Annotated in this window: 19 protein-coding genes; 11 read left to right on the plus strand and 8 right to left on the minus strand. The window is 61.9% G+C overall.

The features are described 5' to 3' along the window. Positions 1 to 32: 32 nt before the first annotated feature. From OKW39_RS37495 to OKW39_RS37505, 3 genes are all read left to right on the plus strand, one after another. A complete protein-coding gene (locus tag OKW39_RS37495) occupies positions 33 to 1,199 on the plus strand; it encodes a serine hydrolase domain-containing protein (RefSeq protein WP_429564935.1) in 1,167 nt (388 codons plus the stop codon). Positions 1,200 to 1,207: 8 nt separating this feature from the next. Beyond that, positions 1,208 to 2,065: an FAS1-like dehydratase domain-containing protein gene (locus OKW39_RS37500; protein WP_429565489.1), complete on the plus strand. Its 858-nt coding sequence runs from the start codon at positions 1,208 to 1,210 to the stop codon at positions 2,063 to 2,065. 62 nt (positions 2,066 to 2,127) lie between these two features. Further along, positions 2,128 to 2,949, plus strand: a complete 822-nt coding sequence (locus OKW39_RS37505) for an HpcH/HpaI aldolase/citrate lyase family protein (RefSeq protein WP_429564936.1) — start codon at positions 2,128 to 2,130, stop codon at positions 2,947 to 2,949. A 74-nt stretch (positions 2,950 to 3,023) separates the two neighbouring features. On the opposite strand, the gene OKW39_RS37510 is transcribed toward OKW39_RS37505, so the two are convergent. Further along, the gene (locus OKW39_RS37510; RefSeq protein ID WP_429564937.1) at positions 3,024 to 3,929 is read right to left on the minus strand and encodes an SDR family NAD(P)-dependent oxidoreductase; all 906 of its coding nucleotides are present in this window, start codon (positions 3,927 to 3,929) and stop codon (positions 3,024 to 3,026) included. Between the two features lie 152 nt (positions 3,930 to 4,081). Here OKW39_RS37510 and OKW39_RS37515 point away from each other — a divergent pair, with 152 nt between their 5' ends. Together OKW39_RS37515 and OKW39_RS37520 are read left to right on the plus strand one after the other, a co-directional pair. Next, entirely contained in the window at positions 4,082 to 5,284 is a 1,203-nt protein-coding gene (locus tag OKW39_RS37515; RefSeq protein ID WP_429564938.1) for a cytochrome P450, read from the plus strand. A 33-nt stretch (positions 5,285 to 5,317) separates the two neighbouring features. Beyond that, entirely contained in the window at positions 5,318 to 5,488 is a 171-nt protein-coding gene (locus OKW39_RS37520; protein ID WP_429364992.1) for a rubredoxin, read from the plus strand. 49 nt (positions 5,489 to 5,537) lie between these two features. On the opposite strand, the gene OKW39_RS37525 is transcribed toward OKW39_RS37520, so the two are convergent. From OKW39_RS37525 to OKW39_RS37545, 5 genes are all read right to left on the minus strand, one after another. After that, on the minus strand, positions 5,538 to 6,734 hold the full coding sequence (locus OKW39_RS37525; protein ID WP_429564939.1) for an acetyl-CoA C-acetyltransferase: 1,197 nt from the start codon (positions 6,732 to 6,734) through the stop codon (positions 5,538 to 5,540). Positions 6,735 to 6,783: 49 nt separating this feature from the next. After that, positions 6,784 to 8,076: an acetyl-CoA hydrolase/transferase family protein gene (locus OKW39_RS37530; RefSeq protein ID WP_429564940.1), complete on the minus strand. Its 1,293-nt coding sequence runs from the start codon at positions 8,074 to 8,076 to the stop codon at positions 6,784 to 6,786. Between the two features lie 13 nt (positions 8,077 to 8,089). Beyond that, complete coding sequence (locus OKW39_RS37535; protein WP_429564941.1) at positions 8,090 to 9,277, minus strand: CaiB/BaiF CoA transferase family protein; 1,188 nt, start codon at positions 9,275 to 9,277, stop codon at positions 8,090 to 8,092. Next, complete coding sequence (locus OKW39_RS37540; RefSeq protein ID WP_429564942.1) at positions 9,274 to 10,260, minus strand: NAD(P)H-dependent flavin oxidoreductase; 987 nt, start codon at positions 10,258 to 10,260, stop codon at positions 9,274 to 9,276. Before OKW39_RS37540 ends, OKW39_RS37535 begins: the two co-directional genes overlap by 4 nt. A gap of 107 nt (positions 10,261 to 10,367) precedes the next feature. Further along, on the minus strand, positions 10,368 to 11,144 hold the full coding sequence (locus tag OKW39_RS37545) for an enoyl-CoA hydratase (protein WP_429564943.1): 777 nt from the start codon (positions 11,142 to 11,144) through the stop codon (positions 10,368 to 10,370). Between the two features lie 218 nt (positions 11,145 to 11,362). Here OKW39_RS37545 and OKW39_RS37550 point away from each other — a divergent pair, with 218 nt between their 5' ends. Both OKW39_RS37550 and OKW39_RS37555 read left to right on the plus strand, forming a co-directional pair. Next, positions 11,363 to 12,157 carry a crotonase/enoyl-CoA hydratase family protein gene (locus OKW39_RS37550; RefSeq protein ID WP_429565490.1) on the plus strand — a complete coding sequence of 265 codons (795 nt, stop codon included), beginning with the start codon at positions 11,363 to 11,365 and terminating at the stop codon, positions 12,155 to 12,157. A 48-nt stretch (positions 12,158 to 12,205) separates the two neighbouring features. Beyond that, on the plus strand, positions 12,206 to 13,447 hold the full coding sequence (locus OKW39_RS37555; protein ID WP_429564944.1) for a CaiB/BaiF CoA transferase family protein: 1,242 nt from the start codon (positions 12,206 to 12,208) through the stop codon (positions 13,445 to 13,447). A gap of 355 nt (positions 13,448 to 13,802) precedes the next feature. Here the strand turns inward: OKW39_RS37555 and OKW39_RS37560 are convergent, their stop codons facing one another. Next, positions 13,803 to 14,567 (minus strand): SDR family NAD(P)-dependent oxidoreductase, encoded by a 765-nt coding sequence (locus OKW39_RS37560; RefSeq protein WP_429334421.1) that lies wholly within the window; start codon positions 14,565 to 14,567, stop codon positions 13,803 to 13,805. 248 nt (positions 14,568 to 14,815) lie between these two features. Between OKW39_RS37560 and OKW39_RS37565 the strand changes: the two genes are divergently transcribed. Beyond that, complete coding sequence (locus OKW39_RS37565) at positions 14,816 to 15,610, plus strand: IclR family transcriptional regulator (protein ID WP_429334420.1); 795 nt, start codon at positions 14,816 to 14,818, stop codon at positions 15,608 to 15,610. Between the two features lie 109 nt (positions 15,611 to 15,719). Here the strand turns inward: OKW39_RS37565 and OKW39_RS37570 are convergent, their stop codons facing one another. After that, on the minus strand, positions 15,720 to 17,141 hold the full coding sequence (locus OKW39_RS37570; RefSeq protein WP_429564945.1) for an MFS transporter: 1,422 nt from the start codon (positions 17,139 to 17,141) through the stop codon (positions 15,720 to 15,722). A 235-nt stretch (positions 17,142 to 17,376) separates the two neighbouring features. Between OKW39_RS37570 and OKW39_RS37575 the strand changes: the two genes are divergently transcribed. The 3 genes from OKW39_RS37575 to OKW39_RS37585 all read left to right on the plus strand — a co-directional run bounded on the left by OKW39_RS37575 (position 17,377) and on the right by OKW39_RS37585 (position 20,202). Beyond that, positions 17,377 to 18,573, plus strand: a complete 1,197-nt coding sequence (locus OKW39_RS37575; RefSeq protein WP_184050312.1) for an amidohydrolase family protein — start codon at positions 17,377 to 17,379, stop codon at positions 18,571 to 18,573. Positions 18,574 to 18,648: 75 nt separating this feature from the next. Continuing rightward, on the plus strand, positions 18,649 to 19,443 hold the full coding sequence (locus OKW39_RS37580; protein WP_429403712.1) for an enoyl-CoA hydratase/isomerase family protein: 795 nt from the start codon (positions 18,649 to 18,651) through the stop codon (positions 19,441 to 19,443). A gap of 63 nt (positions 19,444 to 19,506) precedes the next feature. Continuing rightward, positions 19,507 to 20,202 carry an SDR family NAD(P)-dependent oxidoreductase gene (locus tag OKW39_RS37585; protein WP_429493357.1) on the plus strand — a complete coding sequence of 232 codons (696 nt, stop codon included), beginning with the start codon at positions 19,507 to 19,509 and terminating at the stop codon, positions 20,200 to 20,202. Positions 20,203 to 20,213: the final 11 nt, after the last annotated feature.

A 20,213-nucleotide genomic window follows, 5' to 3' on the forward strand; every position in this document is an offset into this window, starting at 1 on the left:
CAACGCGAATGTTCACGAATCGGAGACACGATATGACCTTGGTAGTGCAAGCATCAACGGAGCGCAACGCGATCGTTCAGCAGGCGCTCGACCGCGCCACGCGGGAAGGCGGTGAGGTCGGCGTGCAGGTGGCGGCCTATCTGAACGGCAAGCTGATGATCGACGCATGGAGCGGCGTGGCCGATCCGTCCACCGGCCGTCTGGTCGACGGCGAAACGCTGTTCAATGTGTATTCGGTGACGAAGGCGGTTGCAGCAACCGCGTTGCATATCCTGGCCGACCGCGGGCTCATCGAATACGACGCGCCGGTGACGCGCTACTGGCCAGAGTACGGTGCCCACGGCAAGCAGAAAACGACGGTGCGCGATGTGCTGACTCATCGCGCGTGTGTGCCGCAAATGCCCGAAGGCGTCACACCGGAGCTGATGTGTGACTGGCAGTGGATGACCAGCGCCATCGCCAACCTTGAGCCGCTTGCGGAGCCGGGGACGAAGACGCTGTACCTCTCGATGACGTTCGGCTGGATCGTTGGCGAACTGGTGCGGCGCGCCGATCCGAAGAAGCGCTCGCTGGGCCGTTTTGTCCGGGAGGAGATTGCAATGCCACTCGGCATCGACGATCTATGGATCGGCATTCCCGACGAAGTCGAGCCGCGCATCGCACGTCTCACCGATGCAATGGTGCCGGTTCCCGCGGAATACCTGCCGCCGCTGTTCCTGCGCTCGATGCCGCAACAGGTCGCATTGGCGCCGCAAGTGTTCGAGCGCCCGGACGTGCGGCGCGCGGAAGTGGCGGGCGTTGGCGGGATCTTCAATGCACGCAGCGAGGCGCGCTTCTGGGCAATGCTGGCATGCGGAGGCGAGTTGGGCGGCGTGAGGATCCTCTCCAAGGAGCTCGTCGCCACGCTGAACACGCCACGCGCCAATAGCGAGGAACCCGACCCGGTGATGTTCGGCTTTCCGATTCCAATCACGATCGGTGGCTTCTGGTTCGGCGGCAACCATCCGCCGGTGACGGCGGCACGTTCACCGCGCGCTTTGTGCCATCCGGGGCAGGGCAATTCGATCGGCTGGGCGGACCCGGATACCGGGCTCGCCGTCGCGATCTGCCATAACAAGCTGTTCAACCCGGCCACGCCGGAAGAAGATCCGCTGCTTCCGATCGCTGCGGCGATTCGCGACGCACTGGATCTGAAGTGATTGGCACGATGCGCATGGATATCGAGTATTTGCAGCAATGGACTGGGCGCACTGAGGAAGTGCAGGACCAGGTCACCTCCACGCCGATGGCGGCTCTCAGCGCCATGCTTGACCACGATGACGCGCTTTCAGCACGTGGCGATGACTTGCCGCCGTTGTGGCACTGGCTTTATTTTCTGCCGGTTCATCGCCAGTCGATGGTGGGGACGGACGGTCATCCGAAACGCGGCGGCTTTCTGCCGCCGGTCGATTTGCCTCGCCGCATGTGGGCGGGCAGTCAACTCGAGTTTCTGCGGCCGCTGAAAGCGGGTAGCGCGATCACGCGTCTTTCATGCATCGAGAGTGTTACGCACAAGCATGGACGTACCGGCGATCTCGTGTTCGTGAAGGTCAAGCACGAGATCAGCGACGCTGCCGGCCTTGCGATCGTCGAACGCCAGGATATCGTGTATCGCGATCATCCGGCTGCCAGCGAAAAGCCGGCAGCATTCCAGGCCGCGCCGATGGGCGCTCAATGGGCACGCGAGATCAATCCCGATCCGGTGCTGCTGTTTCGCTACTCGGCGCTTACGTTGAATGGTCATCGCATTCACTACGATCGGTCTTACGCGATCGGCGCAGAGGGATACGAGGGACTCGTCGTGCATGGCCCGCTGCTCGCCACGCTACTGATGGACTCGCTCGGATCGGAGCTGCCGCGCGCGCGCGTCGGAGCGTTTTCGTTCCGCGCGATCAAACCGGTGGTGGACACTTCGCCTTTCTATGTTTGCGGAAAGCAACACGAATCGGACCAAAGCAAGGTGAGCTTGTGGATCGCCGGCAGCGACGGATCGTTGCGCATGGAAGCCACGGCTACTCTGATCTGATCGTCGAGCCGGTCCGCTGGCGGGGTCGCCATAGCCGGACCGGACGCTGAATGGGAGACTTTATGCGTTCGTTTCTTTTTGTGCCGGGCAGCAAGCCTGAACGATTCGCCAAGGCGCTCGCGGCAGGCGCCGATGCGGTGATCGTGGACCTCGAGGACGCTGTTGCAGATGCGGACAAAGCATCGGCGCGTGCATATGTTGCCGACGCGGTACGTACATTTTTGGCATCGACGGTTCGGGTACTTTTGCGCATCAATGGCGCGGGGACGCAGTGGTTCCAGCGGGACCTCTCGCTAGCAGCGTTCGATGGTATCGATGGCGTGGTGTTGCCCAAGGCAGAGAACCCGGCTGCTTTGACCGCTGTCGCGGCGGCAACGGCGAAACCCATATTGCCGATCATCGAATCTGCCGAGGGCGTCTGGAACGCACTGGACGTGGCGCGCACGCCCGGCGTCGAGCGACTCATATTCGGCTCGGTTGACTTCGAGCTCGATCTGGATTGTGACGGTTCATGGGACGCGTTGTTGCTCGCGCGTTCGCGTATCGTGCTGGCCTCCCGCGTAGCGGGCATTCAGTCTCCCGTGGATGGCGTTAGCGTGGCAATCGATGACGAACGACAGCTCGCGCACGACTCGTCGAAGGCGCGATCGCTGGGCTTTGGCGGGAAGCTGTGCATTCATCCGCGCCAGGTTGCAGCGGTCAATGCGGCGTTCAGCCCGAGTGCGAATGAAATTGCCAAGGCGCGGCGAATCGTCGACGCGTATGAGCGGGCAGAAGGCGGGGCGGTGTCCGTAGATGGACGGATGGTGGACTTGCCGGTATTGCTCAAGGCAAGACGCATCGTCGGCTTGTCTGAAAGCGTGCGAGGTTCAGAGGAAGGGTGAGTGGTGTGGCGGGTGAACGCCGCACCGCCCGCGCCACCACCGCATCATGTGGCGCGGGCGTGACACGGTATCGCTTACACCGGATCCCAGGGCGTGAGTGCCATGGACGGCACGTTCGGGAAGAAGCTCGATTCGAACGCCGGCATGACCTGCTCGGCAATTGCTTCGGGCGTCCAGCCGCCGTCGCGATGCAGCGAGCGGATCATGCGGATCTGGTTGAAGAAGTAGATCTCGTTGGCGCGCACGCCGAAGATCTGACCCGAAACCTTTGCGGCCTGGTCGGACGCAAGGTAGACGGCGAGCGGCGCGATCTTGCGCGATTCCATGCGCTTGAGAATTTCGACGCGTGCTTTTTGCTCAGGCGTCTCCGAGGGGATCGAGGCCGTCATCGCGGTCCATGCCCACGGCGCAATGCAGTTCGAGCGCACGTTGAATTTCGCCATGTCGAGGGCAATCGACTTCGACAGACCGACGACCCCCATTTTGGCGGCGGAGTAGTTGGCCTGTCCGATGTTGCCGATCAGACCAGAGGTGGAGGTCATGTGAACGAAGCTGCCGCCGTTTTGTGCCTTGAAATGCGGAGCCGCCGCGCGTGCCACGAAAAACGACCCGTTCAGATGCACGTCGACTACGGCCTTCCACTCGTCGAGGCTCATGTTGAAGAACATGCGGTCACGCACGATGCCGGCGTTGTTGACCACACAGTCGATGCGGCCGAACGTATCCAGCGCGGCCTGCACGATCTTCTGCGCGGAATTCCATTCGGCGACGCTATCTGTCGAGGCAAGCGCTTGCCCGCCGGCCTCCTTGATTTCTTCGACGACGCGCTCTGCGGCGAACTGGCCGGATTCGGCGTTGCGACCCAGGTCGTTGACGATGACCTTTGCGCCGTTCGCCGCGAATTGCAACGCAAAATCGCGCCCGATGCCGGCACCCGCACCCGTTACCACTACCACCTTGTCCTTGACGAAATCGCTCACTCTTGTCTCCGTTCGATAGGCGTTGATGTAAAAAAGCTCGCTTCGGTATAATATCAAAACTGAACGGCGTTGCATAATATGAACGCTGGCACGTTGATGCAAAGTGTGACGACTCATCCATTCGAAGACGACCAAATGATAGGAGACGCGAGATGAACCCTACGAAAGACTGGACCGTGCCGGACCATGTTCCGCGAGAACTCGTGGTCGATTTCGACTATATGAATCCGCCAGGCGTGCAAGACGATGTTCATATGGCGTGGAAGACGCTGCACACCGGGCCCGATATCGTCTGGTCCCCGTACCATGGCGGCCATTGGATCGCCACGCGCGGCGAAGACATCGAGGCGATGCAGAAGGACCACACCCATTTTTCGCATCGCAGTGTCAACATCCCGCCGCTCAACGAGACGCAGCTCGTGCCGCTCGAGCTTGATCCGCCCGAACATACCGCGTACCGCAACCTGATTACGCCCGCTTTCCTGCCGCAAGCTATCGCCTCGCTGGAAAGCGACGTGCGCAGCCTCGCAATCGAGCTGATGGAGGAAATCGCTCCACGCGGCGAATGCGAGTTCGTCTCGGAGTTCTCGAAGATCCTGCCGATCGTGATTTTCCTGCGTCTTGCCGATCTTCCGTTGAGCGATCGAGCACAATTGCTCGAATGGGCGGAATGGGCCGTGCGCGGCAACGTCGAGCAGCGCAACGAATCCCAGCACCGGCTGATTGGCTATATCTCCACCTGGGTGGAGCAGCGCAAGGCAGAGGCGGGCGGCGATCTCGTGAGCCTCATCGCCAACGCGCAGATCGACGGCAAGCCGATCAGCCCCGAGCGCATGTTCGGGATGTTTATCGTCGTGCTGTTTGGCGGCCTCGATACCGTCGCGTCGATGATGGGTTTCATCGCGCGCTTTCTGGCGGAGAATCCGGCGCACCGGAGGCAGCTGATCGAGAATCCCGATCTGATGGTGTCGTCGGTCGACGAACTGATCCGGCGCTTTGGCGTGGCGAACACCGCGCGGCTCATCACGCAGGACATGGAATACAAGGGCATCCAGTTCAGGAAGGGTGACCAGATTCAATTGCCGAACTCCCTGTTTGGCCTCGACGAGCGCAAGTTCAGCGATCCGCTCGCCGTCGACCTGACGCGCAAGCCAGTGCTGCACGCAGCGTTCGGCAACGGCCCGCATCGCTGCCCGGGGTCGTTCCTTGCGCGTACGGAGATCAAGGTTTTTCTCCAGGAGTGGCTCAAACGCATTCCCGATTTTCGCATTCGCGAGGGCGACAAGCCCCGATGCGGCTCGGGCTCCGTCAACGGCATGCTCTATCTGCCGCTCGTCTGGGACGTAGCGCCCTGAAGTATCCCCACCCTCAACGACTCATCGACGATCATGAAAAAGTGGCAATGCATTTTTTGCGGTTTTTACTACGACGAAGCAGCGGGACTTCCCGCGGAGGGCATCGCGCCTGGCACTCGCTGGGAAGACATCCCCGATGACTGGGCATGCCCCGAGTGCGGTGCGACCAAGGCCGACTTCGTGATGTTCGAAGTGGAGGTCTGAGCGTGCGGGCGCGCGCACGGCGCAAGGCCGTGCGCTTCATCGCTCAGGATCAGGCGCGCTCGAACACGGCGGCAATACCCTGGCCACCGCCGATGCACATGGTCTCGAGCGCATAACGTCCTTTCCGGCGCGTCAGCTCGTGCAACAGCGTTGTCATGATGCGCACGCCCGTTGCGCCAATCGGGTGGCCCAGCGATATGCCAGAGCCGTTCACGTTGAGCCGGTCGGTATCGTGCCAGTTCCAGCCTTTGAGGACTGCGAGCACCTGACACGCGAATGCTTCGTTTACTTCGACAAGATCCATCTGCTCGAGCGTAAGCCCGATGCGCGTCATCAGCTTCCGCACTGCGGGCACGGGCCCAATGCCCATGCGTGATGGCTCGCATCCGGCTGCGGCCCAGCCGGTCAGCCAGGCCATGGGTTCGAGTCCGAGCGCGTCGAGGCGGTCTTCCGCGACGACGAGGCAAGCGGCAGCGGCATCGTTTTGCTGGCTGGAGTTGCCTGCGGTGACTGTGCCGCCCGGCATCAACGCGCGAAGCTTGCCGAGGCTTGCCATGCTGGCGTCGGCGCGGAATCCTTCATCTTTGGAAAACAGAAGCGGCTGGCCTTTTTTCTGAGGAACGCTGACCGCCACGACCTCTTCGGCCATATGGCCGGACTCCCATGCGGCGGCCGCGCGCTGATGGCTGCGCAGCGCGAACTCGTCGGCGGCCTCGCGGCTGATGCCATAGTCGGTGGCCAGATTTTCCGCGGTCTCGATCATGCCGGAGATAAAGCCGAAGCGCGATTCCGGCTGTGAGCGCTCGCGGCCCCGCGCGAGCCGGTCGTGAAACTGGACGGAGCCCGACCGTGCGCCCCAGCGCATGTCCGTGCTGTAGTACTCGATATTGCTCATGCTTTCCACGCCGCCGGCCAACACCACGTCGGCGGCGCCGGTCTGCACCATCATCGCGGCGGTGACGAGCGCCTGCAGGCCGCCGCCGCAACGTCGGTCAAGCTGCATGCCCGGCACCTCCACGGGCAGGCCCGCCTGCAGCGCAATCCAGCGGCCCACGCAAGGTGTTTCGCTGTTCGCGTACGATTGCGCGAAGACGACGTCGTCGATGCGAGCGGGATCGAGTCCTGCGCGCCGGATCGTTTCATTCGCGACGAGCGCGCCGAGATCTTCGACGCAAACGCCGCGCAGGCTACCGCCAAAGGTGCCGACGGGCGTTCGTACAGGGGAGACAATTGCCGCGCGTTTCATTGGACGTTTCCTTGCAAAGTTTGAAGTTCTGATTCGGGTGCGGTTGCAATCAGCCGACGAGCGTCGCGCTTCTTAAGCGATTGGAAGGCGGGACGCCCGCCATCTGATCGAGAGCGCTGCGATGGTCCGGATGGGCGATTGCCAGCATGCGTTCGCGCCTTTGGCGCAGCGTCAGGCCGCGCAGATCGGCCACGCCGTATTCGGTCACCACGATGGCGGCGTCGCTGCGCGGCGTGCTGACCGGTCCGTTCAACGACGCGACGATGCGGGTCGCGCCCTTGCCCGCTGTGGACGGCAATGCGATGACAGGAACGCCGCCACGCGAGCGCCGCGCGCCGCGCAGGAAATCCAGTGCGCCGCCCACCGCGCCCACATACACGCCACCGGCAATTTCGGCGTTGATCTGGCCACTCAGATCGACCTCGACCGCCGAATTGATGGCGACGAAGCGGTCGATGCTTGCGAGCACGTTCGGATCGTGCGTGTAGCGGGTCGAACGAAACTGCACGGCGTCGTTTCGATGCGCGAACTCGTGTATGCGGCGACCCCCCATCATCACGCCAGCAATGGTCTTGCCCGTGTCGATGGTCTTGCGCGCATTGTTGATCACGCCGCTTTCCATCAGATCGGCGACTTTGTCGCCGATCGTGCCGGAATGGATGCCAAGGTCTCGCCGATCGCCGAGGCAAGCGAGGATCGCTTCTGGAATCGCGCCGAGGCCGACTTGAATGGTGGCGCCGTCTTCGATCAAACCGGCCGTGTGCCGTGCAATCGCCAGCTCCGTCGGGCTGACGGCGCTGGGCGAACTCTCGGGCAAAGCGCGCGACGTCGGGACCATGAAGTCGAGGTCGTCGTCGCGAAGATATCGCTCGCCGTAAGTCCAGGGTGCCTGTTCGTTGACTTCCGCAATGATGACGCGCGCGCGCTCGAGCGCCGGGATCAGATACTCATGCGCGACGGACAAGCTGTAGCGGCCGTGCGCGTCGGGTGGCGCCAACTGCAGTAGCAGGACGTCGATCGATAGCTGAGCCGACTCCATCATCTCTGGCAACTGCGAATAATGGCAGGGCAGGATATCAAGCGCGCCAGCCTTGGCCAGTGCGCGGTTGGAGCCGCTCCCGCAGTACGAAACGAAATCGATGCAGTCCGCGTGCTCAGGCCGGCACGTGTCGTAGTTGCCGGCGCCGAGAAAGACCCGGAACGCGCCGATGCTGTGCCGCTGCTGAAGTAGAGTGCGCGTGAGCGCAACGGGCTCTGCGTTCGATTGGCCCCATGCGACGGTATCGCCGGGGCGGATGATGGACGCGAAATCGACGGCGTCCGCCTCTAGCTGTAAGGGCATGGTGTTGTTTGCGTCAGGTGGCGGGTTGCGCAAGGGCCTGGGCTTCGTCGTGCTGCCCCCGTACTGCGCCTGTCGCGACGAGTTCCGCAATCCGTTCTTCGCTGTAGCCGAGGCTCCGCAGCACGAGTTCTGTGTGTTCGCCAAGGTGTGGAACGGCGAGCGGTGGCGACCCAGGCTCCAAACGGAAGTGAATCGGGCTTGCAACGTGGTTGCGTCCGGACGGATCCGTCTGGACCATCCCGCGCTCGTGCGCATGCGGATGGTCGAGCGCTTCGGCGAGCGAGAGCACCGGCGCCACACTGATGTTTCGGCCTTCGAACCAGCAGAGCCATTCATCGAGTGTGCGAGTCAGGAAGATTTGCGTCAGGCACGCCCGGACGCGTATCTGGCCTTCACCGGCTGGGCCGATCGCGTCGGCGACGAGATCCGGACGGCCGAGTGGTGTCAGCAGGTTGGTTGCAAAGCTGTGTTCCCGGCCGCCAAGGCAGAGCCACTTCGAATCGGCGGTCTCATAGGTGTCGAGCAACGCGAGCCCGCTGTCGCCTTCAGTCGGCCCTCGCAATTGGCTGTCCGGCGCGTTGAGCAAGCGGCCGCTCAGATACGGCTGCGAGGTGAGCGCCGCATCGAAAAGCGCCATGTCGATGTAGTCGCCGCGCCCCGTTTCCCGCGCGCGCAGCAGCGCCATCAACACGGCGGACAACGCCGTCAATGAACCGGCCAGCGCAGCGAGCGATGGTCCCGTGGCAATTGGGATTCCCCGGCCATCGCGCGGCAGCGTGCCTGCAAGCGATTGAACTACCGGATCGTGTGCGGGCAAATGAGAGAGCGGGCCGGTTTGGCCGAATGCGGTAATCGCACAATAAACGACTCCCGGGTTCGTCCGGCTGATCGTGTCGTAGTCGATGCCAAGCCGAGCGGCCACGCCCGGCCTCGACGATTCGATCACGACGTCGGCCTCGTTCATCAGCTTGAGCGCGACCTCGCGTGCGTCCGGATGTTTCAGATCAAGCGCGATGCTGCGCTTGCCGCGGTTGATCGCGGCGAAGAACGCGCCGTCGGTGCAGGGTGCGCCGCGGGTGGGGTCGCCGGTGACCGGTTCGATCTTGACGACGTGCGCGCCGTGATCGGCGAGGTTGGCGGCGAGGAACGGACCCGGCATGAATTGCGACAGGTCCACGACGCGAAGGCCGGTCAGTTTCATGCCAGAGCAGCGCCGAAGCCGAGCTGGCGTTGCGCAATCGCGGCGGCTTCCTTCACGATGCGACCGATCAATTCCGCACAGGTCGGCAAGTCGTGAATGAGGCCGGTCACGATACCGGCGGGGAAGGCGCCGCCTTCCACTTCTCCTGTCACGAATGCGTCCATCCAGCGCTGTGCTCCGGTCAGCGCGTAGAGGTCCGAGCGCGTCACGTTGCCGGCGCGCTCGAGTTCGAGCGCGGCGAGACTCACGCTGTTCCTGACCACCCGGCTTGAATCGCCGATCGAGCGGCCAACCAGCACCGTATCGCGCTCGCTCGCTTCCAGCAGCCGTTGCTTGATCGCAGGGTGGACGGGGGACTCCTGCGTGAGCATGAATCGGGTTCCCATGTTGATGCCGTCCGCGCCGAGCGCGAGAGCCGCCATCAGCCCGCGCCCATCGGCAAAGCCGCCGGACGCGAGAATCGGCACCTTCAGCTTGTCGGCGGCGGCGGGAATCAGGATCAGTCCAGGGATGTCGTCTTCGCCAGGGTGCCCCGCGCATTCGAACCCGTCGATGCTGACGGCGTCCGCGCCGAGCGATTCGGCCTTCATCGCGTGGCGAACCGTCACGCACTTGTGCACGACCTTGACGCCGTGCGCCTTGAACTCGGCGATGTATTTCGCCGGATTGCTGCCTGCTGTCTCGACGACCTGGACGCCTTGAGACACGATCGTGCGCACATACGCGTCATAGTCGAGACCGACATTGGCGCCGAGAACGGTCAGGTTGACTCCAAAGGGCTTGTCGGTGAGCGAACGCACCCTGTCGATTTCGCGCGCGAGTGCATCGGCGCTTGCATGGGTGTGCGCGGAGATGAAGCCGAGACCGCCCGCATTGGCCACGGCCGCCGCCAGTTCGGCTCGCGCCACCCAACGCATGCCGCCTTGAATGATGGGATATTGAATGCCGAGTAATTCAGTAATGCGATTGACATACGGTTTCATCGCGCGCCTGTAGCCTGGATAGGAAGTATGGGTGCCAGAGAAATGCGCGTGACGCGCGTGACCTGGCGGGCTTTGTTCGCCACGACAGCGTGGCGCTTTTGAGCAATTCAACAATCGCGAAACTGGGGTTTGCGCTTTTCGGCGAAGGCCGCCATGCCTTCCTTTCGATCTTCTGTGGCGAAGGTCGAATACGCCATACGCCGCTCGAACAGGATGCCTTCTGCCAGGCTCGATTCGTAGGCGCGGTTGACGCACTCTTTGGCCATCGCTACGACGGGTTGCGAGTATCGCGCGATCTCGTCGGCCGTTTTCAGCGCTTCCTCGACGAGCGTGTCGGCGGGCACGATGCGGCTCACGAGGCCGCATCGTTCGGCTTCAATGGCGTCCATCCCGCGGCCGGTGAGGATCATTTCCATCGCCTTCGATTTGCCGAGCGCGCGCGTAAGGCGCTGCGTGCCGCCGGCGCCGGGAATGGTCGCGAGCGTGATTTCGGGCAGGGCGAAACGGGCGTTGTCAGCGGCGAGAATGAAGTCGCACATCATGGCCAGTTCGCAGCCTCCGCCTAACGCAAGACCCGCGACCGCGGCGATGACCGGCTTGCGGCAACGCGACGTGCGTTCCCAGTTCGACGTGATGAACTGATTCTTGTACACGTCCATGTACGTCCATTCGTTCATCATCTTGATGTCGGCGCCGGCGGCGAACGCCTTTTCGCTACCGGTCATCACGATGGCGCCGATGGCAGGGTCGGTTTCGAGGTCGTCGAGTGCCGCCGTCAGCTCGTCCATCAACTGATTGTTCAGTGCGTTGTAGGCTTGCGGACGGTTCAACCTGATCAAGCCGGTTTTCCCGTGCGTTTCGACGATGATCGTCTCGTAGGCCATGGTTCTTCCTTGAACGAATGAGGGTGAACACCTAGACCCGGATGGGGCCTGCTCGCCGATGATTTGTGTGTCTGCGGTGCGCCGCGCGGCAGCGTCGGAGCGTATCGTGCGTTGCCAATTTTATGAACGACGTTTATGATTCTGAATGTGTGACCCCGCTTTGTCAATTGAGCGCGAGGTCAGAATTGCTAACGGAAAACACCGCGAGGAGACACTGCATGACCACTCGTCACGAGGACGGACAGATTCGCGTTGAGCAGCGTGGGAACCTGCTCTTGATGGGCATTGACCGGCCGGAAAAGCGCAATGGTTTCACGCCGAAAATGTTCGGAGAGCTTGCCATGGCTTACACGCAGCTCGAGAAGAGCAGCGATATTTTTTGCGGGCTGGTATACGCCGAAGGCGATCACTTTACGGCAGGGCTCGACATGCCAAAGGTCGCGCCGTTGCGCCGCGAAGGGAAACCGCTGCTTCCTGAAGGCGAGGTCGATCCGTTCAACTTGCGCGCGCCGCTGCGTACCAAGCCGGTCGTCATTGCGCTGAAGGGAATCTGCTTCACGGTCGCGGTCGAATTGATGCTTGCATCGGAAGTGGCTGTTGCGGCCGACAACTGCCGTTTCTCCCAGCTTGAAGTCAAGCGGGGGATCATGGCAGGTTGTGGTGCGACGTTCCGCATGGTGCAGCGAGCCGGCTGGGGCAACGCAATGAAGGTACTGCTTACCGGCGACGAATTCACCGCAGACGAGGCACGGCACATGAACTTCGTGCAGGATGTCGTGCCTGCGGGGCAGGAGTTCGACCGGGCGCTCGCGATCGCCGAGCGAATCGCGGCGCAGGCACCGCTAGCCGTGCAGGCCACGATGCAGAACGCGCGCGTTTCGCTGGGACAAGGCTGGCAGGATGCTTACGCGACGATTCAGTCGACCCAGCAGTTTCTCTACAACACTAAAGACGCGAAGGAAGGCGTTCAGTCCTTCATCGAAAAACGTACGGCGAAGTTCGTCGGACGCTGATGCAAGGCTTCCGGCGCAGCCGGTGTGAATTCAAGGGGACCGTTTGCTATGACAAAAGGCGCGTTGGCGGGTGTTCGCGTACTCGACCTGAGCCGTATTCTCGCCGGGCCTTGGGGGGCTCAGATGCTGGCGGATCTCGGCGCGGAGGTCATCAAGGTCGAGCGTCCCGGCAAGGGCGACGATTCGCGGCAATTCGGCCCCCCGTTCCTGATGGATCGGGAGGGAAAGGTCACGCGCGAGTCGACGTTTTTTATCAGCGCGAACCGAGGCAAGAAGTCGATCACGTGCGATATCTCCACGGCCGAAGGCCAGGCGCTGATCCGCTCGTTGGCGGCGCACTGCGACGTGTTGATCGAGAACTATAAGGTTGGCGACCTCAAGCGTTACGGGCTCGACTACGACAGCCTCAAGGTGGTCAATCCGCGCCTGATCTACTGTTCGATAACCGGATTCGGTCAGACCGGACCGTATAGCCCGCGCCCCGGCTACGACTCGATTTTCCAGGCGATGGGTGGCCTGATGAGCGTGACCGGAAACGGCGACGACGTGCCGGGCGGCGGCCCAATGAAAACCGGGCCCAGTCTTGCGGACATCCTGTGTGGTCAGTACGCCGCTTCGGCGATCATCGCAGCGCTTTATCATCGCGACGCGGCGCAAGGCGGTACCGGGCAGGGGCAGTACATCGACCTGGCGTTGCTGGACGCGGTGATTGCTGCCACATCGCACTATGCAAGCCAGTATCTCGTTTCCGGCCAGATTCCCATTCGGCGCGGTACCGAGGGCAACGGTGGTATGCCGTCCCGCATGTTCCGCTGCGCCGATCGCGACATCATGATCGTGGCGGGCAACAACGAGCAATATGCGCGGATGTGTAACGTTCTGGGGCACCCCGAGCTCACTAGCGATCCACGATTCAGCGAGATTGCGCTGCGCGTGAAGAATCGTCGCGCGCTGGGCGAAGTGTTCGAGCCGCTGATCCTTCAATGGCAGAGCGATGAACTGCTCGCAGCACTCGACGCCGCCGGGGTGCCGGCCGGACCGATCAACAATCTGGAGCAGGTGTTCGCAGATCCGCATGTGCAGGCACGCGCGATGTGCGTCGAAGTTGCGCACCCGCTCACGGATAAGGCGGTTCGGATGGTCGCCAACCCGGTCAAGATGTCGGGCACGCCTATCGATTCGTACGGGGCGCCGCCGATGCTCGGACAACATACGGACGACGTGCTGCGTGATGTGCTGAGTATGTCGCAGTCGGATATCGATATCCTGCGCGAAAAGAAAATTCTATAGAAAGGGCAAAGCCTGCGACGCGCAACTTGCCTGGACGCGCTTTTCGTTCGACGGTTGAATGATTGCCGCATCCCGTAGCGGCCTCGTCGGTATTTTCGTATCACGCTTATGTAATCAGAGGTTCTTTGATGCACATCGGAATACCCGCGGAAACGCGGGCGCCGGCGCGAGCTATCCCGACGACGCGTACACCGCCGTGGGCGCACACGCTCTCGCGAAGTGTGTGAGAGGAGAAACGCCTGATCGCTCTTCAAGCTTCGTGGTACGCGCCCGGCGGGAAGCTCACTCCTCGGATCGAGGCTCGCGATAATGCAACTGGACGTTTCATATGTTGCACCGTGTTCAAACAGACGCACTAGAGCATTGACTGTCCGCCGTCCACACTGATAGTCTGCCCGGTTATGAAATTAGCGTCGTCACTACATAGAAATGCAACTGTTCGTCCAATATCGCGCTGAGGATCGCCGAAGCGGCCAAGCGCAATTTCAGAGAGATAGCGAGTGCGTTCCTGAGGATTGGCTTCGAGGTAGGCTTCGGCGGCAGGTGTGAGCGCTGCCGGGCAAATGACGTTGACGGTAATGCCGTAGACGCCCCATTCGCGCGCGGCAACACGCGAGAGCCCACGAATGCCCTCCTTGGTTGCGGCGTACGCGCCGAATCCCTTGAGGCCTTCGATGCCGGTGCGCGAGCCGAAGTTGATGATGGCGCCGCGGCCCTGCGACTTCATCCGCGGCAATGCGGCCTGCATGAAATACAGCGTGCCGTACAAGCCCGATTCGAGCGTGTTGCTCCAGTCATCGTCGGTAACGGATTCGAGCGGCACCCCCGGGTTGCTGCTTTGGGCATTGTTGATGAGTGCGTCCACACGTCCGAATCGCTCGACGGCCAGCTCGACCGTCCGCACGGCGTCGGCGCGATTGCGCGTATCGCCGGGCACGACCAGCACTTGCGAACCGAGGGCGCTCAGTTCCTCAGCAGCCCGCGTGAGTTTGGCCTCCGTGCGACCAGTGAGGACCAGACTCGCCCCCTCGGTGGCAAGCGCAAGGGCGATGCCGAGTCCAACGCCTTGGCCGCCTCCGGTCACGATGGCGACCTTTTCTGCCAGTTTTTTCGTGTACATGAGTGAATCCAGAAGTGAAGGTTGATGTTGCTGTTCGACGCGCGAGCGTATTGCGTAAATGGTCTGGAAGATGATGCTTCTGCATTTCAGATTTGCGAACGATGTTCAAATATATCTCAAGCTGTGTGAGGGAGCGCCCTGGCGTATTCCCGAATTCGGGTGGTGCAAAAGTGTGCCAAATTTTGATCGATGTAAAACTATGTGAATAGTTCACGTATAATCGATACAGTCAATTCATGGGGAAAATCATGTTGAAAGAGACCTCAGCGCCGGCGGACCGGGACGTCAGCGGGCCGCGCTCGCTGACCCGACTCCTCGGAATTTTCGATGTGCTGGCGAAGTCTCCGGACGGGATGTCGCTAGCAGAACTGAATGTCGCTCTCGAGTCACCGAAGAGCAGCCTGCTCAATCTGCTGCGACCTCTGGTGGCGGAAGGGTACTTGATGCACGACGTAGGCCGCTATCGCCTGGGACCGTCGATCTTCCGGTTGTCGGCAGGCGTGATGGCCGCGTGGAATTTTTCGAAGATACTGCGCCCGTTCCTGGTGGATCTCTCGAAGAGCACCAATGAAACCGTGTATGTCGGTGTCCTTGACGTCGAACACAAAGAGATCACCTATGTCGACGTGATCGAGAGCGAGCAATCGGTGCGCTATTCAATGCACATCGGTTTGCGTCGCCCGCTCTATTGCACGGCTGCGGGCCGCGTGCTGCTCGCCCATGCACCGGACGCTTTCGTTACCGACTACATGAAGACGGTCAAATTGGAGCGCCGCACCCCGCAAACGATCGCAACGAAGAAGGCGTTGCGTGACGAACTCGACCACATCCTCGAAAGCGGCCTATCGGTGAGTCGCGGTGAACTACTGCCGGATTCGGCCGGCGTGTCGTCGCCGATCTTCGGACCGAATGGCAATGTCATCGCGGCGATGGCAATTGGTGCGCCGCTCGAACGCTTCGACCGCGAACGTCACCGGCTCGAAGAGAACATGATCAGAGTCGCCCAGCGGGCGTCTGCGTTGGGTCAGGCAGACGAGGAGTGACTCGCCAGTCGGCCGGCGGCGCAGTGAAGCGGGTGCTTCAATGCGCCGCGGTCGCGGTGCGGTCGAAGAAGCGTCGTACCCGCGCGCCACGGATCGGTCGCAACGACCGTCAGTGTGTACGACGCTTCGGCAGCAGGAAGGCGACCAGCAGTCCGGCGATCGAACTGCAGGCGATGTAGACGAATACCGAAACATAGCCACTCTCGGCCGGAAACGATGCACCGTCGTGTCCCGCCGTCGCGCTGCGCAGCAGCGCAAATACCGCCTGGGCGCCTACCGCGAAGAAACACGAGAAGAAAACGTAGAGCATGCCCGTTGCCTCGCCTGTCTGATGTGCAGGCGTCGCTTCCACGATCTGGTTGTACAGCGCCGTGCTTGCGAAGGCGAGGCCGAACGAGCACAGCACCGCACCTGGAACGAAGAGCAGCAGGCTGCGATGAAGCACGATCAGCGAGGCCCAGCCCAAGGCCAGTATGAGCATGCCAATCAAGGCAGCGGGCCGGGCCTTGTAGCGGGCCGCAACCCGGCCGCTCCATGGGCTCGCGACCAGCGCGACGATGTTGACGCTGAACATCAGTAATCCGGCCGCCGTCGCGCTCAACCCGAATCCGGCGTGCGTGCCGGCAGGTTGCTGGGCGAGCAGCGAGAAGACCTGTCCTAGTTGCATGGCGCCTGCCGCGAGGAATGCCATGCATGCATTGGCCAACACGACCTCGCGCGTCTTCAGCAGACGCACATTGATGAGCGGATGACGCGCCCCGTGTTGATGGCGTGCCCAGAGTCCGAGCACGATCATCCCGCCAGCGATCAAGCCCCACAGCCGCGGATCGCCGAGCCCCCACGTGCGGATTTGCTGCACGGCGAAGAGGATGGCGCAAAGTGCCGGAGCGAACGCGAGACCTCGAATATAGTCGATCCGCACGCCGGGATTCGGTGGCGACGGCGGTGCCCACGCGCGTAACGCCGCGACGGCCACGACGCAAAGCGCGACTTTCAACCAGAAGCCGCCCTGCCACGAATAGTGATCCACGACAACGCCCGCGCAGATGTAGATCAGCCCCGCCGACACCATGCCTGCTGCACTGATCAACCCCACCGCGGCAGGCAGCCTGGCGGGTGGCAGATTCTCACGGACCAGCCCGATGGAGAGTGGCGTAATGCCTGCCGCGATCGATTGCATCGCACACCCCGCGACGAGCATGCCGACATCGGTCGCGCATGCGGCCACGACTGCGCCGGCCGCAGCGACCGACATCACCACGAGCAGGATGCGGCGGTAACCCAACAGGTCGCCGAGTCGCCCGCTCACGGCGGCAAAGACGGCCGAGCCGAGCCAGTACGCGGTGACGGTCCAGCTCACGGAGTTCGATGCAGGAAAAGCCTTGTAGAGCGTGACCAGCACGGTGTAGATGACGGTGATGCCGGACGAGGCCGCTACCGCGGCAAGCAGGATCGCCATCGTGAACCCGCGCGGTGGACCCGCCACGGGTTGCGCTCGGTGTGCCGGCTGGGAGAGTACTTCGGCTTGCATAAACGTCTCCGGTTGCGTGTCTTCGTTTCGATTATACTTATATACGAACGGCGTTCGTATTGATGTTTTTGGAGAGTTCGATGCCGACCGCAAGGATCGCGAGGCCACCGCCCGATATCAAATCGATATCGACGTTTTCGAGTTCGATATGAGAGTTTTTTGGTCGATGGCTTGACCCCATACTTCTCTCAAGGGCGCACGTTCTGAAGCGCTCCCCACAATCAGGAGCGAGACCATGCAAACGTATCAAGGGAAGATCTACGACGCCGACACGCACTTCTACGAAGTCGAGGACGCGTTCAACCGTCATTTGCCCGAGAAGTTCAGGAAGGACTGGTCGTTTACCAGCCGTGTCACGGCAGACGGCAACCGCTGCATGTATGTGGGCGACCGGAAGGTGGAAATCAGCGAGGGCTACACTTCGGCCGAGGGGCACGTTCCGCCGCCGGGCAAGCTGCATGAATGGCTGCGCGCGATGAAGGATGGCAAGGATAACGTCGATATGCGGGTGTCGCCGACGCCGGACATGTTCAACCGCGACGCGCGCCTTAAGAAGATGGACGATTTCGGTGTTGAAGCCTGCACGATGTACATCGGCGAAATGGTCGCGTGTATTTCCTACCTCAACGAGCCCGTTGCGGCAAATGCGGTGTTGCATGCGTATAACCAGTGGATGCTCGACGACTGGGGCTTCAACTACAAAGACCGCATCTACACGACGCCGGTCGTCACGCTCGACGATCTCGATGCGGCTGTCGCCGAGGCCAGGTGGCTGGTTGCGAACGGTGTGCGGGTGATCCTGATGCCGATGGGGCCGTTCAATGGCCGTGCACCTGCGGATCCGTACTTCGATCCGTTCTGGTCGGTCCTCAACGAAGCGGGCGTGCGCGTCACCTTCCATGTGTCGGAAGCGATCTACATGAAGGATCATATGGCGGTGTGGGGCGAGCCCGTGCAGCAGTCGCGCCAGCGTCAGACCGCCTTTGTCTGGATGCACGGTTACGGCGAGCGGCCGGTCATGGAAACGCTGTCGTCGTTCATCTTCTACAACTTCTTCGAGCGTTTCCCGCGGGTCAAGCTGTGCAGCGCCGAAAACGGTGCCGAATGGGTGCCTTCCCTGCTGGTCAAAATGGACAAGTGCCGGGGGATGGCGAAGAATGGCTACTGGCCGTGCGGTCAGCTGAAGAAACGCCCGAGCCAGATCTTCAAGGAAAATGTCTTCGTGGTCGCGTATCCGGAGGACGACATCGCCCAGATCATCGCTCAAACGGGATCGTCGGACTTCCTGTTGATGGGCTCCGACTATCCGCACGCGGAAGGCGTGCCCGAACCGAAGGACTTCGCGTCGGAAGCATGCAATGAGCTCTCGGAAGAAGACACGCGCAAGATCATGTACGACAACGGCCGCCGGTTCATTCCGCTGCACGTGTGATCGGCCTTGCACCGGTCGACGGCGGCAGAAGGTCTGTCGGTCCCGCGCGATTTCTTCATTATGAACAGGTTAGCCATGAATATTTCGGACTATCAGGCGCTATTGCTCGAACGCGAAGGCGGCGTCTTGACCGTTACGCTCAACCGCCCGGAAACGTTGAACGCGTTCGACGAGCAAATGGACATTGAGATGTCACGGCTTTTTCTGGATGTCGCCGAGGACGTTGAGACCCGTGTCGTGGTGTTGACGGGCGCAGGGCGGGCTTTTAGCGCGGGCGGCGATATCGAGCATATGCAGCAGGTCATCGACAACCCCACGCTGTTCCTCGAAGGCATGCAGCGTGCAAAGAAAATTGTCTTCTCGATGCTGGATTGTCCGAAGCCGGTCATCGCCAAGATCAACGGTCATGCAATTGGTCTCGGCGCGACGATCGCACTGTTCTCGGATCTGAGCTATGCGGCCAATCACGCAAAGATTGGCGATCCGCACGTGAAAGTCGGCTTCGTGGCGGGCGATGGCGGCGCGGTGATCTGGCCGCAGCTCGTGGGCTATGCGAAGGCCAAGGAATACCTGTTGACGGGGGATCTCGTCACCGCGGAAGAGGCGGCACGACTGGGTCTCATCAATCATGCCGTACCGGCCGACCAGCTGGATGCCGTGGTCGATGCGATGGCGAAGCGTCTCGCAACCGGCGCTTCGCGCGCCATCCAGTGGACCAAGGCGTCGATCAACATCGGCCTGAAGCAACTTGCGCATGCCATTCTCGACGCGTCGATTGCATACGAGGCGCTGTCGAACCTGACGGAAGACCATCAAGAGGCGGTCAACGCGTTTCGCGAGAAACGCGAGCCGGTGTTCAAGGGACGTTGAGCTTTTACAGTGTCCGGCGCCAGCGGTACAGGCGGCGCCGGGCGCGGCGAGGGAGAGATGCACATGCAACGGGTAGTGGCGATAACGGGCGGATTCGGCACGCTTGGGCGCACGGTTGGTCGCGTGTTTGCCGAGAACGGCTGGAAGGTCGCGCTGATCGACAAGGCGCTCGAACCGGAGAACGCGAGCGCGGAGCAGCTGCACGCTTCCTGGTGGCGAGGAGGCGTCGAGCTGACTGATCTCGATGCGGCGCGCTCGGCGCTTTCCGCGGTCGTCGAGCAGCTTGGCAGGCTCGATGCGATCGTCAATGTAGCGGGAGGCTTTCGCTGGGAAACGCTGGCGGACGGCAGTCTCGACACCTGGGATCTGATGTACCGGACGAACGTGCGCACGGCGGCGACTGCGTCGAAAGCGGCACTCGACCATATTGCCGACAGCGCGGAGGGCGGACGCATCATCAATATTGGAGCCGGCGCTGCGCTGAAGGCGGGCGCGGGCATGGGAGCGTATGCGGCCTCGAAGTCAGGGGTGATGCGTTTGACTGAGGCGCTGGCCGAAGAACTCAAAGGCCGTTCCATTACCGTCAACGCTATCTTGCCAGGCATCATCGATACGCCACAGAACCGCAAGGATATGCCCGACGCTGACTTTTCCCGCTGGGTACGGCCTGAAGAAATTGCCGAGGTGATTCTCTTTCTCGCGTCTGGCGCCGCGTCGGGGGTGACCGGTGCGTTGATTCCTGTCACCGGGCGTACGTAAAGATTCCGAAC

The sequence above is a fragment of the Paraburkholderia sp. MM6662-R1 genome (assembly GCF_050436245.1).
Lineage (GTDB): Bacteria > Pseudomonadota > Gammaproteobacteria > Burkholderiales > Burkholderiaceae > Paraburkholderia > Paraburkholderia tuberum.